Annotated in this window: 14 protein-coding genes; 10 read left to right on the forward strand and 4 right to left on the reverse strand. The window is 61.6% G+C overall.

Features of this window, described 5'->3' with window-relative positions; genetic code table 11:
* Nucleotides 1-48 precede the first annotated feature (48 nt).
* The 7 genes from MJ606_RS02455 to MJ606_RS02485 all read left to right on the forward strand — a co-directional run bounded on the left by MJ606_RS02455 (nucleotide 49) and on the right by MJ606_RS02485 (nucleotide 7,286).
* Nucleotides 49-1,029: a hypothetical protein gene (locus MJ606_RS02455; RefSeq protein WP_243047824.1), complete on the forward strand. Its 981-nt coding sequence runs from the start codon at nucleotides 49-51 to the stop codon at nucleotides 1,027-1,029.
* 54 nt (nucleotides 1,030-1,083) lie between these two features.
* Nucleotides 1,084-1,863 (forward strand): DNA-binding domain-containing protein, encoded by a 780-nt coding sequence (locus MJ606_RS02460; RefSeq protein WP_243047825.1) that lies wholly within the window; start codon nucleotides 1,084-1,086, stop codon nucleotides 1,861-1,863.
* Nucleotides 1,856-2,362 carry a DoxX family protein gene (locus tag MJ606_RS02465; protein ID WP_243047826.1) on the forward strand — a complete coding sequence of 169 codons (507 nt, stop codon included), beginning with the start codon at nucleotides 1,856-1,858 and terminating at the stop codon, nucleotides 2,360-2,362. Before MJ606_RS02460 ends, MJ606_RS02465 begins: the two co-directional genes overlap by 8 nt.
* Nucleotides 2,363-2,646: 284 nt before the next feature.
* Complete coding sequence (locus tag MJ606_RS02470; RefSeq protein ID WP_243047827.1) at nucleotides 2,647-2,934, forward strand: YtcA family lipoprotein; 288 nt, start codon at nucleotides 2,647-2,649, stop codon at nucleotides 2,932-2,934.
* A gap of 15 nt (nucleotides 2,935-2,949) precedes the next feature.
* A complete protein-coding gene (locus MJ606_RS02475; RefSeq protein WP_243047828.1) occupies nucleotides 2,950-3,975 on the forward strand; it encodes an HlyD family efflux transporter periplasmic adaptor subunit in 1,026 nt (341 codons plus the stop codon).
* A 100-nt stretch (nucleotides 3,976-4,075) separates the two neighbouring features.
* On the forward strand, nucleotides 4,076-5,896 hold the full coding sequence (locus MJ606_RS02480; protein WP_243047829.1) for an FUSC family protein: 1,821 nt from the start codon (nucleotides 4,076-4,078) through the stop codon (nucleotides 5,894-5,896).
* Nucleotides 5,877-7,286 (forward strand): TolC family protein, encoded by a 1,410-nt coding sequence (locus MJ606_RS02485; protein WP_243047830.1) that lies wholly within the window; start codon nucleotides 5,877-5,879, stop codon nucleotides 7,284-7,286. The genes MJ606_RS02480 and MJ606_RS02485 overlap by 20 nt, the downstream gene beginning before the upstream one ends.
* Nucleotides 7,287-7,434: 148 nt before the next feature.
* Here MJ606_RS02485 and cyoD read toward each other — a convergent pair whose 3' ends face one another.
* The 3 genes from cyoD to MJ606_RS02500 all read right to left on the reverse strand — a co-directional run bounded on the left by cyoD (nucleotide 7,435) and on the right by MJ606_RS02500 (nucleotide 8,889).
* Nucleotides 7,435-7,824, reverse strand: coding sequence for a cytochrome o ubiquinol oxidase subunit IV (gene cyoD / locus MJ606_RS02490; protein WP_243047831.1), 390 nt, complete (start codon nucleotides 7,822-7,824; stop codon nucleotides 7,435-7,437).
* Nucleotides 7,825-7,829: 5 nt separating this feature from the next.
* A complete protein-coding gene (locus tag MJ606_RS02495; protein WP_243048567.1) occupies nucleotides 7,830-8,306 on the reverse strand; it encodes a cytochrome c oxidase subunit 3 in 477 nt (158 codons plus the stop codon).
* Between the two features lie 265 nt (nucleotides 8,307-8,571).
* On the reverse strand, nucleotides 8,572-8,889 hold the full coding sequence (locus MJ606_RS02500; protein WP_243047832.1) for a hypothetical protein: 318 nt from the start codon (nucleotides 8,887-8,889) through the stop codon (nucleotides 8,572-8,574).
* Between the two features lie 169 nt (nucleotides 8,890-9,058).
* Here MJ606_RS02500 and MJ606_RS02505 point away from each other — a divergent pair, with 169 nt between their 5' ends.
* Nucleotides 9,059-10,711, forward strand: coding sequence for a Na+/H+ antiporter (locus tag MJ606_RS02505; RefSeq protein ID WP_243047833.1), 1,653 nt, complete (start codon nucleotides 9,059-9,061; stop codon nucleotides 10,709-10,711).
* Between the two features lie 80 nt (nucleotides 10,712-10,791).
* Here MJ606_RS02505 and MJ606_RS02510 read toward each other — a convergent pair whose 3' ends face one another.
* Nucleotides 10,792-11,376 carry a TetR/AcrR family transcriptional regulator gene (locus MJ606_RS02510; RefSeq protein WP_243047834.1) on the reverse strand — a complete coding sequence of 195 codons (585 nt, stop codon included), beginning with the start codon at nucleotides 11,374-11,376 and terminating at the stop codon, nucleotides 10,792-10,794.
* A 165-nt stretch (nucleotides 11,377-11,541) separates the two neighbouring features.
* Between MJ606_RS02510 and MJ606_RS02515 the strand changes: the two genes are divergently transcribed.
* Entirely contained in the window at nucleotides 11,542-12,312 is a 771-nt protein-coding gene (locus tag MJ606_RS02515) for an alpha/beta hydrolase (protein ID WP_243047835.1), read from the forward strand.
* Between the two features lie 281 nt (nucleotides 12,313-12,593).
* Complete coding sequence (locus tag MJ606_RS02520) at nucleotides 12,594-13,106, forward strand: hypothetical protein (RefSeq protein WP_243047836.1); 513 nt, start codon at nucleotides 12,594-12,596, stop codon at nucleotides 13,104-13,106.
* Nucleotides 13,107-13,162: the final 56 nt, after the last annotated feature.

Below are 13,162 nucleotides of genomic sequence, written 5' to 3' on the forward strand. Positions count from 1 at the left end.
TGGCGCTTACCAACGTTCTTTGGCGAAAAAACATGCAGGGGTCTATCCATGTCTGAGCGGCGCGTTGTCTTGTATTTCTCCTGGAGTCGCCCCGAAGAGATCGCGGCGCCGCTCACCGTCATCGACAACCGCTTTCCGGCGCTATTCGAAAGCCGGCGCATGCTCTACCCGCGATACGAGGCATTTTCGCGAGTCGACCAGTTCGACCAGGGCATCGGCGGTTTCCTCGACCACATCCAGAAACCCAATTTTACGGCCTTCACCCAATTCGCCGAGGACATCACCAAGCATCCGGCGCCGGCCATCGAGCGCATGGGTGACGATGGCGTGGTGCGGGAGATCAACGACGCACTTTTGCGTGATGTGGATACGCTCATCATCATCAGCCTGGACTCCCTACGTACCCGCCAGATGCCGACCTCGGACGAAGTGGAAGCGATCAGGCGCTTTCTCTCCCATCCGGATCATGTCCTGTTTGTCTGCCCTCATCACGACATCGGTGATGTGAACGGACTTCCTGAGGACAAGCACCAGCCTCGCCAGGAGCAGGAGTTCTACCACCATGGCGACAGGACCATTCCGCCCCAGCAGCGATTCGGCGGCTTTGCCCGCTCCCTGCTTGCGGAACTCGATGTGCCGGTGGAAAACCAGTTTGGCCTTCATCCTCGGCTCGATGCGTCCGGTGCGCCGTGGCCATTCCACGCCGAGCACGCCCTGGACCGATGGCAACTGCTGCGCCAGGTGGAGGCTTTCAACGCCCATCCGCATCTGCCGCATCTCGCGCGGCTTGGAGCGGCGGTTTCCAAGCTGGAGGTACTGGTTCGCCAGCAAGTCGACCCCAACGCTCCGCCTCACCCGTTTAACCAGACCGGCCTGAAGGAATTCGATGCCCTTCTACAGTCAACGCCGGGCACGTTCGAGGGCACGCTGCTGGTGAGCGATGCCACGCTATGGAGTTCGACGGCCGGAGGTGTCCAGCAGTTGGAGACCTTCTGGTCGAATGTCCTGCAACGCTCCGCCGCGAACTGATCGAGCACCGTCATGCCCTTTCCCCAACCACGCACCTTCCATGGGCGCCAACTGGTGTTTGGCCAGGCGCTTCTCGACGCCAGCCGGCCGATACCGGACGGCGTCATCGGACCCGACGGAAGGCCGAGTGTGCGGCGCTTCAATGTCTACCGGAACAATGTCGTGGCGGGACAGGTTTCCACCCTTTGCGATGCATATCCGGCCACGGTCAAATTGGTTGGCGAAGAATTCTTCCACGCCATGGCGCGCGACTATGTCGTCACGCACTCGCCGATCAGCCCCATGATGTTCGACTATGGCTCGGACTTTCCGGACTTCATCGATGCGTTCCCGCCGGCATCCGGGCTGCCCTACCTTGGCGATGTGGCGCGTATCGAACGGGCCTGGGTGGAAGCCTATCACTCGGCTGAATCCCTGCCGCTTTCCGCCAGCTGCCTGAAAGACATACTCGCGAACGACCTGCGTTTCCTGAGCCTGCAACTGCACCCTTCCACGCGCATCCTGCAATCCAGGTTTCCGGCGCTTTCGATCTGGCGGATGAACACCGAGTCGAACGAAGGGCAGACCATCCACCTGGATGATGGCCCCGAGGAAGTCCTTGTCGTTCGCCCGGATGCGGATGTCCATGTCTACCCGTTGCCCAAAGGCGGCGCCAGGTTTTTCAAGGCCTTGTTGCAGGGAGCTTCGATGGTGGATGCCGCCGACCAGGCTTTCGAGAGCGACGATCCATTCGACCTCGTCGCCCATATGGCCATGCTCTTTGAAGCGCAATTGGTGGTAGGCACTCGCACCACCCAGGACAACCCTCATTCATCCGGTGTGCAACATGGCTAAGCTTTCATCGCAACGCAACATGGGAACACTCTTTGATCGAGTGCAGGACGGCATCGCGAAAATCGGCATGGCCCTGGGGCCTATCGCCGCTCGCATCGCGCTCGCATTGCCGTTCTTTCGCTCCGGCCTGACGCGGTGGGATGGCTTCCTGTCCATCTCGCCAGGAACGACCTACCTGTTCGAAGACGCCTTCAAGCTGCATATCTTCGGCAACCTCTACGGTTTTCCGGCACCCGACCAGTTGGCCTACGTTGTCGGCTCGGCGGAGATCATCCTTCCCTTGTTGCTGCTTGTGGGACTGGCCACCCGTTTTGCCGCCTTGGGCCTGCTCCTGATGACGGCAGTCATCCAATTGGTGTTTCCCGATGCCTGGGCGAATTTTCACCTGTACTGGGGCTCCCTCGCGCTGACTCTCATGGCCTTGGGAGCCGGGCCGCTGTCGCTGGACCATGGCATTGAATTGCTTCGGCAACGTCGCCGCGCCACCGCGATGCGGTGAGAACCTCGCCCAGGGCAGGCGTTAACCAGCTGAAAGTAATCACCGACGCTTGAGCCAGAGCGCGCGTGCGCTTTGGTGGGCGAAGCCTTGTCTGAAAGCTTCACGGAAAGCTTCGACAACGGCGTCGGGTTGCCCCATTAGGGGGATAGAGCAACACATCATCTGGCATCAAACTCGAAATGGGATCTGATGCACTTCATCGCGCGTCGCCGCCTAGGCGCACCCAGGCATCCACGCGCGCGGTAGCACCGCGTCCACACAAGCTCAATAGAAAGGTTCTTTGGATGCTTTCATTTCGACAGTTCCGGGCCGTCCCGCTGGGACAAGCCGTGCTCCTCGCAGTGTCGAGCGGCGCGCTGACGGCATGCAACGCATCGCCGTCACAGAACCTATTGGGCTCTTATTTTCCCACCTGGATGCTGTGCGCCATTCTGGGCGGCATCGGCACTGCCCTGATACGGCTGGTCCTTGCCAAGACCGGCATCGACGCCGTGCTGCCCGTCCCCGTGCTGGTTTATCTGAGTTGCTGGATCGCGGTGACGCTGGCCATTTGGCTCGTGTGGTTGGGCTGACGGGAGGGCGATCGCATGAAGGTGAATAGCACCACGGGTCGTCTTGTCGCCGCCATCGCGATGGTCGCTGCCGTCGCGCTTATCGTCGCGGCGGTGATCGTGGTTGACCGGCGCCCAAGGACCCACGATGCCTACATCTACGCCTATAGCGCCGGCATCACTCCGGAGGTGAGCGGACGCATTGTTTTTATCGGCATCCGAAATGACCAGGTGGTCCACAAGGGCGACATTCTCCTGAAGATCGATCCGGAAGTCTTCTCGCTGCAGCTGCGGCAGGCCAATGCCCAGGTGGCGGCGCTGCAGGCCCAGATCGAGCTGACAAGCCGCCAGGTCACCGCCCAGGGGTCCGGGGCCGAAGCCGCCGCGCACCAGGTTGAGCGCGCCCGCCAGCAGCTGTCGCTGGCCCGGGACACGCGCGAACGCCTGGAGCCTCTTCATGGCAAGGGCTTTGTAACCACCCAGCAGATCGACCAGGCCCGAACCGACGAACGCTCGGCCGAGGCCCAACTGGCCGCCGCCATCCAGCAGGCCTCGCAGGCCAAGGAGGCGATCGGGGATGTCGAGAGCCTGAAGGCGCAGCTTGTTGGGGCCGAGGCCGCTCAAGCGCTGGCTGCACGTAATCTGCGCGAGGCCACCATTGTCGCGCCGGTGGACGGACGGATCGTCGGCCTCAACCTTGCCCTCGGCTCCTTTGCCACGGCAGGGCATCCGCTGTTCACCATCATCGATGACAACAATTGGTACGCGATTGCCAACTTCCGCGAGACGGACCTGGCGCATCTGCGCGCCGGTGCTCACGCCACCGTCTGGCTCATGGGGCAAGAGGGTCATCCGCTGGAAGGCGTGGTTGAGAGTCTGGGTGCCGGCGTGCAGCCCCAGGGTGCCGTCGGGCCCGGGTTGCCACAAGTCGATCGAAACCTGAATTGGGTGGTGGTGGCCCAGCGGTTCCCGGTTTGGGTGCATCTGGATAACGGCGCGACACCATTCCTGCGCATCGGCGCCACCGCTTCTGTACGGGTGCGCCATGGCCATGCCGACTGATCGTGTTGCACGGGACGCGCTTTCGTCCCTGCTCCATCGGGAACTTGTGCTGGATCCGGCCAGATACCGCTCCATCGCGCGCATTTCGGTAGGTACGGCCATGGTCGTGGCCATCGCCATGACGTTCCAGATTCCCCTGCCCGCCTATATGGCTTACCTGGTGTTCCTGGTCAGCCAGGAAGATACAGCGTCTACACTGGTGACCTCGGTCGGCGGCCTGCTGGCCGCCACGTTGGCGGTGGCCCTTTCCATTCTGCTGTACGTCTTCGACGCGTCGGAACCCGCGCTGCGCATTCCCCTGCTGGCGCTCAGCACGTTTGCCGGCGTGTTTCTGGCGCGGACCAGTGCCTTGGGGCCGGTGGCATTCCTCGCCAGCTATGTGCTGGTTCTGTCGCAGACCCTGGCGGACGACATTCCCGCCACCGATCCACTGACCCATGGCCTGCTATGGCTATGGGTGGTGGTTGCCGTTCCCGTAGGCGTCACGGTGCTGCTGAATCTGCTGTTCGGCGAAAGCCCTGTTGCGCTTTCGCGCAGGCGCGCAAGCCATTTGTTCCATCGCCTGGCTTGCTTTGTTGAGAGCCCTGCCGCTGAAGACCCTAGCAAGCTGCGCGATGAGCTGCTCGCCATCAGCGAGCTAAAGAACAAGGCGTTCCTTTGGGACAAACGCCTGCAGGCCTATGCGCAGGAAGACAACCACCTGGTGGCACTGCTGCTGGAGATCCTGTCGATCGCGCGCACGCTGCCTGACGATGCGCCCCACGATGCCCGCGTGAGCCTTGCGGCCTCCATCCGCGAGGCGGGACGGCAGTTCCTGCGGCGTCGTTCACCTCACCACACGCTGCCATCGCAGGTGGCCGCGCCACGAGGTATGGACTTCAAGCATCCGTCATGTGCCGCGCTGCAACTCGCCGTGCAAGAACTGCAACAGGCGGCGTCCGGGCACCATGCCGAGCCACCCGAACCGGCGCGGCGATCGGCGCGGTCCTTCCTGGTACCGGATGCTTTTGAGAATCGCGCCCATGCCCGATTCGCGATCAAGGTGATGCTTGCGGTACTGGCCTCCTATGCCACCTATACGCTGCTCGACTGGCCAGGCACGCGCACTGCCGTAACCACCTGCTTCTTTGTGTCGCTGACCACTTTTGGCGAGAGCGTTCACAAGTTCACGCTACGCGCGACCGGCGCCATCATCGGTGGGCTACTGGCCGGCCTAAGCATCGTCTTCCTGTTGCCCCTGTTCACGGACATCGGCCAGCTTTGCCTGTTGATAGCCGCCGTGTCGGCCTTCTGCGCATGGATATCCACCAGCAGCGAGGCGATCTCCTACGCCGGCATGCAAACCGCATTCGCCTTCTTTCTCGGCATCCTTCAAGGCTACGGCCCGGCCAGTGACCTGACCGTCCTGCGCGACCGCGTGGTCGGCATCTTGATCGGCAACATCTGGGTCACTGTGGTATTCGCCTGCCTGTGGCCATCGAGTGCCTTCGACCAGGCGCGCTCCCTGCGCACCGGCGTGCTCAACAAGCTTGGACAGTTGCTGGTGAAGCGGGGGAGCCAGCCTTTGTCGCCGGCGCACCTGTCGGTTGACCAGGATCTCTCGCATGCAGCGCTGCTTACCGATCGCGCCGCGTTCGAGTGGCGACGGAAAGGTTCGAACCTGGGGGAGACCGCTTATGCGGACTTTGTCGAGCGGGCGACGTCGCGCATGTTCGCGCTTGTTCGCCTACGTGGCTCAAGTGATCCGGCCGTGCCTGCCAACGCCGTGGACCAACATATCTCCGCGCAACTGATCGCCCTTTCCAAGGGCGAGACTCCCGGTCCCCCGACAGTCGATCCCGAACCCACTGAAGCCCCGGTGCTATGGCAGGCACGTCATGACCTTGAAGAGGAAGTTTCCCATGCCCCTCGCCCGAACTGAGGCTGGCCATACGGCCGGGCGGCGACTGGCGCTCGCGATCGTGCTTGGACTCGGAGTCAGCACGCCCCATGCGCAGACGGCGACGTGGGCCGCGTCCCCTGCCCAGGGCGGCAGCGTCATCGCGCAAAAGACCTATTCCCTGCCGGAACTCATCCAGCTTGCGCTGGCCATCAGCCCCAAGAATGCAGAGGTTCAACAGCAAGTGACGCAAGCCGACCTTGCCGGCGACCTGGTCAAGAGCAAGTACGCGCCCCAGGTCAGTCTCAAGGCGCTGGGCGGCATTGAGCACACGCCGTTGGCGATACCGCAAACGGTGTTGCCCCGGGGCTATTTCATTTCGTCGTCCCGCGAGATATTTCCCACCCTGGAACTCAAGTGGCTGTTGTTTGATTTCGGGCGGCGAAAGAGCCAGGTGGAGGAAGCCGCGCAAAACGCCAGGGCAGCGGACTTCGGCCTGACGGCCGAGCAAGACAGATTGATCTTTGATGTCTCCAAAGCCTATTTCGATGCCACCTCATCGCAAGGGAAAGTCCGCGCCGCGGAAAAGGCGCTGCACGCGGCACGCTTGACGGAAGAGGCCGTGACGGATCAGCGCAGTCATGGCCGCGCAACCGTAGTGCAGGTCGCGCAAGCACATCGCCAGGCGGCGGCCGCGCAGCTTGCATTGACCAAGACCTCCGGTGATGCCGAAACCGCTTTTGCCACGCTCGTTGCGACCGTCGGCCTTCCTCCAGGTTCCCGCTTCGAACTGCTTTCTCCCAAGGACTCCGGCCTCGATGGGGAACAATCCCTGCAGACACTGAATGCCCTTATCGACGAGGCGATGCAATCCCGTCCGGATATCCAGTCGGCCATGAGCAAGATCGCGGCGGCACAAGCGAAGCTGGACACCGCCCATGCGGCCTATCACCCCACCATCAGCATTCAGGCCCAGGTGCTCCAGAACATCGGCGAAACCAGCAGCGACGGCAGCCCCTATTCCTCCATCAACCGCACAGGGGACAGCATCTTTGTGGCGTTCGAGCTGCCGCTGTTCGACGGCGGTAACCGTTCGACCAATGTGGCGCTTGCGGTCTCCCAGAAAACCCAGGCCGAGGATGCCCTGGCCGCCACCCGCAATACGGTGGCCCAGCAAGTGGTGGAAAGCTACAACAACCTCAAGACTAGCCTTGATAACCGGCGAGAGGCCGTTGCGTATACCAAGGCGGCGGAACTCGCCTACCAGGCCTCGCTTGATTCGTATCGGCACGGATTGTCCAGCGTCACCGATCTGACCAATGATGAGGCCGCGTTGGCCCAGGCCGAGGCCAACCAGGAAGACGCCGACGCGAATGTGCTGGTAGCGCGCGCCGCGCTGGCGCTGGCCCTTGGGCGACGCACCGCCGAGTAAGCCGGGCGTGGCATGTCCCGTGCCGCGGCCTGGACTGGGACGACTGCAGCAGACAAAACCGAAACTGGGGCCACGGGATATCGCGGTCATGCCAAGTTCGCCGGACAGCTTCCCGTGTCCAGCACGGCCAACAAGCCCCGTGGGGGGCCTACCGTTGCGACTCTATAAGCCGCTGCATCGGCATCATGTTGTGATTGAGATGCGCCATGATCCACAAGGATCCTACGACTACGATCGCAATGATCACGATGGTCAGGATGAAGGCGAGGATATTGGTCTTGTGTTCTGGCGACGTGTTGATGTGCAGAAAGAAGATCAGGTGCACCAGCATCTGGGCGATGGCCAACACGACCACCGCGGATGTGGCGCTGGCGGCCGTAAGCAGCGGCGATCGCGCAAAAAGGAAGGCCGCGCCAGTCAAGGCCATGGCCACCAGGTAGCCCGTCGCATAGCCCTGCCAGCTGCCATGCTCGCCCGATTGACGCGTACCCGGCGTGCGCTCACTGCCTGGTGCGATATAGCTCGGCTGGTCACTCATGACGATCACCCTACGAGGTAGACAAACGTAAACAGTGCGATCCAGACAATGTCCAGCACATGCCAGAACAGGCTGAAGCAGATCAGCCTTCTGAGCACGCCCGGCGTGATCCCTTTGAGCTGGATCTGCACCATGCAGACCAGCAGCCAAACCAAGCCGGCGGTGACATGAAGGCCATGCGTGCTGACCAACGTAAAGAGCGCAGAAGCCGCGGCGCTATCCGAAAAGGTCACGCCAACCGAGGACAGCCTGGCCAGCTCACGCACTTCGGTGGTCAGGAAAACCGCACCCAACAACATCGTAGCCAGGAACAGCAACTGCGCCTGGTCGACGCGCCGGCGATTCACGGCGATCATCGCTATGCCACAGGTGAAGCTGCTGGTCAGCAGACTTACGGTTTCGAAATACGCGTTGTTGATATATGGTGCCGTGCGCGGAAAACACCTGGTCGTAGTGTTCGGGCACCAGGAAGCCCGCGTGATCGTGACTGGCGAGCGCCTGCTGCGAGCGCATCATCACCGCGTCGCTGAAGCCGCGCAAAAGCATGACGGCCGCAAGCAGGCAATACATGATGCCGATGCGCTTGTGGTCCACCGTCGTGAGCCATTCGCGCCACAGCCACAACCACTTCTTCGCCACCGTCAAATAGGCGAGAACGGCAGCAATGGCTAGCAACAACACCAGGCAGGTGCCCATGATGATGGGCTGATCCAAGGGGATGTCGGCGAGCGTCAGTTTACCGAACATTTACGGTCTATCCTTTGCCTGGGAATTTGAAGCGGCGACCCCGGACATCGATGGCATGTCCTGATGCGTGTCATGAATGCCAAGCGCATGCTCGAAGACGTCGCCTTGGGTCATCGAGTAATACGTCTTGCCCTGCACACTGCGGTTTCCTACGAGCGCATCGAAGGCGTCGTTGTTCATGACGCCCGATGCATTGGCCTGGACCTGATCGACCCACTCATCGAATTTCCCCCCATCCATGGCCAGGACCGGGAAGTGCATATCGGAGAAACCATCGCCACTGAACTCGGACGACAGGCCTCGATAGGTATGGGCCATCCCAACGGCTCTTGAAGGGATCACCATGGTGCCGGTCCGTAACCGATCGGCACCACGTCATGCGCCAGTGCGAGCAAGACTGTTCTATCGACATCAATCGACTACGGGTTAAAACATCGTCTGGCGGCCTTGCCTGAGCCGCCATGGCACTCACCCCCAGGAGGCGACCATGGAAAGCATGGCCTTCATCGTGATCCTGCTCGCCACTGTCGTTCTCAGTTCGATCATCGCGCGGTCCTTCACGATCACCTTGCCCCTGCCGCTGATCCAGATCGCACTCGGCTGTGTCATCGCCAACGTATCGAGCTTCAGGGTGTCGCTTGAACCCGATGTGTTCTTTCTCCTGTTTCTCGCGCCACTGCTGTTTCTCGATGGATGGCGCATTCCCGGAGAGGGCTTGTTTCGGGACAAGTGGACGATCATTTCGCTGGCATTCGGCCTGGTGTTGTTCACCGTGCTTGGCGCTGGCGTGTTCATCCATTGGCTGATTCCCGCCATTTCTCTTCCCGCGGCATTCGCGCTTGCCTCCATTCTTTCGCCGACGGACACGATCGCGGTGTCGTCCGCCGCCTCTCGGGCTCCCATTCCAAGGCGATTGATGGTGATCCTGGAAGGCGAATCGCTGCTCAACGATGCCTCCGGCCTGGTGTGTTTTCGCTTTGCGGTGGCCGTCGCCATGACGGGGAATCTGGTGCTCTGGAAAGCCGCTGGCACTTTCATCTGGCTGGCGCTCGGCGGGCTTCTTGTCGGCGTCGCCACCTGCGTCGTCGCCAATACGACGAAAGACTGGGTCTCGAGGAAATTCGGCGAGGAAGTGGGCGCACAGATTCTGGTGAGCCTGATCATTCCGTTCACCGCCTACCTCATCGCCGATGCGGTCGGCGCTTCCGGCATCCTAGCGGCTGTCGCGGCCGGCATCATGATGGGCATCGAGGAGCGTTCAGGACGCGCCTCCGCCGTCACCCGCATTCGTCGCTCCGCCGTTTGGGATGCCGTCCAATTTGCCGGGAATGGCGTGATCTTCGTGCTTCTTGGCCATCAGCTGCCCGGCATCATCGCCGGTGCGGGATCGGCCATCCAGCAGACCGACAAGCACAACGAGCTGTGGCTCATCTTCTACGTGCTAGCCATCTGCGTGGTCTTGACGGCGATTCGATCGGCCTGGGCATGGGTGACCATTCGGTTGCGTCTAGCCCTTGGGGAGAAGTGGGGACATGGCACCGCCGCAAGTGATTCGCGCCTGGTGGCGATCACCGCTTTCGCCGGTGCGCGGGGGGCGGTGACCCTTGCAGCCGCCATGACGATCCCGCTTTCCCTTCGCGATGGGACGGCGTGGCCGGCGCGCGATCTGACCATCCTTCTCGCGGCGGGCGTCATTGTCGTCTCGCTGATTTCGGCCAGCGCCGGGCTGGCTTTCGTGACCAGGCCATTCAAGGTTTCGAGGGTCAACGAACTCCAGGAGGAATGCGCAATCAGATCGATCGCCGCCCGTGCCGCGATCGACGCGATTGGCGAAGCCGTCCGCGAAAAAGAGGCTCAAGGTTCCGGCGCTGATCTCTATGTGCAGGCCGGCGAACGAATCGCCGCGGATTATCACCGACGCATTGAGGCCAATTCGGTGACCGGCCGCGAGAGTCCTTTGGCCGCGCAGGCGGACGAGATCGAGCGAAGCCTGCGACTCATCGCGCTAGATGCAGAGCGCCGGGAAATGTACAGCGCGGCGAGACTGGGAAGGCAGAACCAGGAACTGATCCGCGACCTCGTGTATGAGATCGATCTTCAGGAATCCCAGTTGTTTTCCCGGCGCCCGACGGCCTCATGAGATCGAGATCGATGGCTGCGAAACGCTCTACCGACAGAGCACCTGCGCAGCGGATGCGACGATCCAGGCGCCTGCCATCCTCAGGTCCGGATGAGCCGCTCGATGGCATCGTTGGTGACTTCCCGGAAAAGCCGGGTATTGCCATAGGCACGTGCAGCCAGCATCGCACCGTAGACCAGCGATACGAACGTCTCGGCCTCGGCCTTGGCGGTTCCCTTCAACTGGAGTTGATGGTTTTCGGCGCCGGATGCGAGCACGTGTTCGAGCCACCTGGCGACGTCCTCGAAATGCGTGCGGACCTCTTGCGCCACTTCATCCGGCAACGTCGGGAGTTCCGCGCCGAGCATGCCGGCAACGCAAAAGGGGGCGCTGTCGTCCGCAATGCACTGTTCCCAATAGCCGACGTAGGCACGCAGCTGCGTCAACGGGTCGGCGCCGCTCGCCTGCAATGCGGCCATGTCGGCGTCGAACCGCTCGCGTGATTGCTTGACCACAGCGAGCGCCAGATCGGCCTTCGCAGGGAAATGGTGATGGATGCTTGCCTTGCGAATGTCGACCGCGTCGGCAATGTCGGCATAGCTGAAACCGTTATAGCCGCGACGCATGATGAGCTGGCGCCCCGTCTCAAGGATTTTTTCGGCGGTCGTTTCACCGGTGGCCATCATGCAAAACTACCATCTAGTTGGTTGATAAGCGGTAAGTCTATATATAACAAGGAGAAAGATCCAGGGAAAAACACTTGCAATCCATTCTACCTACTAGTAGGATGGCTTTCGCCAAATGAGCAAACACCCGTCAATCCTTCCCTATCTCATCTCTGGAGCATGCAAATGAACGCCAAGTCCCGTATGACCCGTATCGCCGCCGCGCTTGCCCTTTCCTTCGCCGCCTTGGGCGCCCAGGCCACGACGACCGCGCCGGTCAAGAACATCGTGCTTGTCCATGGCTATTTCGCCGATGGCTCCGGCTGGCAGGGGGTGTCGAACATCCTGACGCGCGACGGCTACAAGGTATCCGTGGTGCAAGAACCGGAAACCTCGTTCGAGGATGACGTCAAGGCGACGACGCGGGTCATCGATGCACAGGATGGCCCCAGCATCCTGGTGGGCCATAGCTACGGTGGCGCGGTGGTGACCGAAGCCGGCAATGACGCGAAAGTGGCGGGCCTCGTCTACGTGGCGGCTTTCCAGCCGGATACGGGTGAAAGCCCCTTGGTGCTGAACAACAAGATGCCCTCCGCCACCAAGGCGATCAAGCCGACCGCCGACGGTTACCTGTACCTGGACCCAGCCCATTTCCACGAGGATTTTGCCGCCGACCTGCCCGCTGACCAGGCCAACTTCATGGCGATCTCCCAGGTCATGCCCCTGGCGCAATCCTTCGGCACGCCGATCACAGCGGCCGCGTGGAGGGCCAAGCCGAGCTGGGCGGTTGTCGCCACGGCCGACCGCGCCATCAATCCCGATCTCGAACGCTTCATGACCAAGCGTGCCGGCAGCAAGACGGTCGAGATCAAGGCCAGCCACGCCGTCTATATTTCGCACCCTGCCGAAGTCGCCAAGCTGATCGAGCAGGCCGCCGCCGCATCCAACAAGCCATAACTTGCCAGGTGCGGTTCTGCATGGTGTTCATCCCCACGGGGCATGGGCCATGCTCATGCGCCGTGGGCGATGAGGTAACTGCTCGACGCCCTTCGCCCCGGGCATCCTTCGGACCATAAGAAGCCCGCGGCAATCGCGGGCTTGGATCGAAAGATGGCAAAACAGGTGCCGGCAGCCTTCTGAACGGTGCTTACCGCCTGACACCCCGCCCGCTTTGGAAAAGGCCACGCATTCGCAACCAGCTAATATCTGGGAAACCTACAGCGAACAGCCTGTCCGCCATGCATGCCTACAACATACCCGGCTGGGAAAATCTATTCGTCGCCGAAGCAGGCGCGGCGGCCGCGCTTAGCGGCCTCATCTTCGTCGCCATATCCATCAATCTCTCTCGAATACTTGAAAGCAGCATCCTGCCGAGCCGCGCCATCGAAGCGCTCTGCAAGCTCGTCACGGTGCTGATGATTTCAACCATTGGGCTGGTCCCGGGTTTTACGCCAGTCGGGCTGGGAGCGTCCTTCCTCATCATAGGAAGTATCTCCTGGCTAATACCTACCCGCCTCCAGCTGTCACAACTCCTGCACCAGACACAGGAGTGGAACTGGGCATCCCACAAGCAATGGATTCTGATGCGCGCCACCATGAGTCAGCTTGCATCCATTCCCTTCGTTATTGCGGGAGTATCGCTTGTGCTCGGGCGCGGCGGCGGGCTCTACTGGCTCGTTCCTGGCGTCATTCTCTCGTTCCTCGGCGGCATGTACGGTGCGTGGATACTTCTCATCGAAATTCTCCGCTGACGCGCGTGATGGAACGCGGGCAAACTCGATCGTCGACACCAGCATGCGACGCGCAT

Source organism: Dyella sp. RRB7 (genome assembly GCF_022761115.1).
Lineage (GTDB): Bacteria > Pseudomonadota > Gammaproteobacteria > Xanthomonadales > Rhodanobacteraceae > Dyella.

Coding starts and splice junctions, on each gene's coding strand:
- MJ606_RS02485 (WP_243047830.1), top strand. CDS start 5,877: ATGCCCCTCGCCCGAACTGAGGCTGGCCATACGGCCGGGCGGCGACTG.
- MJ606_RS02455 (WP_243047824.1), top strand. CDS start 49: ATGTCTGAGCGGCGCGTTGTCTTGTATTTCTCCTGGAGTCGCCCCGAA.
- MJ606_RS02505 (WP_243047833.1), top strand. CDS start 9,059: ATGGAAAGCATGGCCTTCATCGTGATCCTGCTCGCCACTGTCGTTCTC.
- MJ606_RS02475 (WP_243047828.1), top strand. CDS start 2,950: ATGAAGGTGAATAGCACCACGGGTCGTCTTGTCGCCGCCATCGCGATG.
- MJ606_RS02510 (WP_243047834.1), bottom strand. CDS start 11,376: ATGATGGCCACCGGTGAAACGACCGCCGAAAAAATCCTTGAGACGGGG.
- cyoD (WP_243047831.1), bottom strand. CDS start 7,824: ATGAGTGACCAGCCGAGCTATATCGCACCAGGCAGTGAGCGCACGCCG.
- MJ606_RS02465 (WP_243047826.1), top strand. CDS start 1,856: ATGGCTAAGCTTTCATCGCAACGCAACATGGGAACACTCTTTGATCGA.
- MJ606_RS02520 (WP_243047836.1), top strand. CDS start 12,594: ATGCATGCCTACAACATACCCGGCTGGGAAAATCTATTCGTCGCCGAA.
- MJ606_RS02500 (WP_243047832.1), bottom strand. CDS start 8,889: ATGGCCCATACCTATCGAGGCCTGTCGTCCGAGTTCAGTGGCGATGGT.
- MJ606_RS02480 (WP_243047829.1), top strand. CDS start 4,076: ATGGTCGTGGCCATCGCCATGACGTTCCAGATTCCCCTGCCCGCCTAT.
- MJ606_RS02470 (WP_243047827.1), top strand. CDS start 2,647: ATGCTTTCATTTCGACAGTTCCGGGCCGTCCCGCTGGGACAAGCCGTG.
- MJ606_RS02515 (WP_243047835.1), top strand. CDS start 11,542: ATGAACGCCAAGTCCCGTATGACCCGTATCGCCGCCGCGCTTGCCCTT.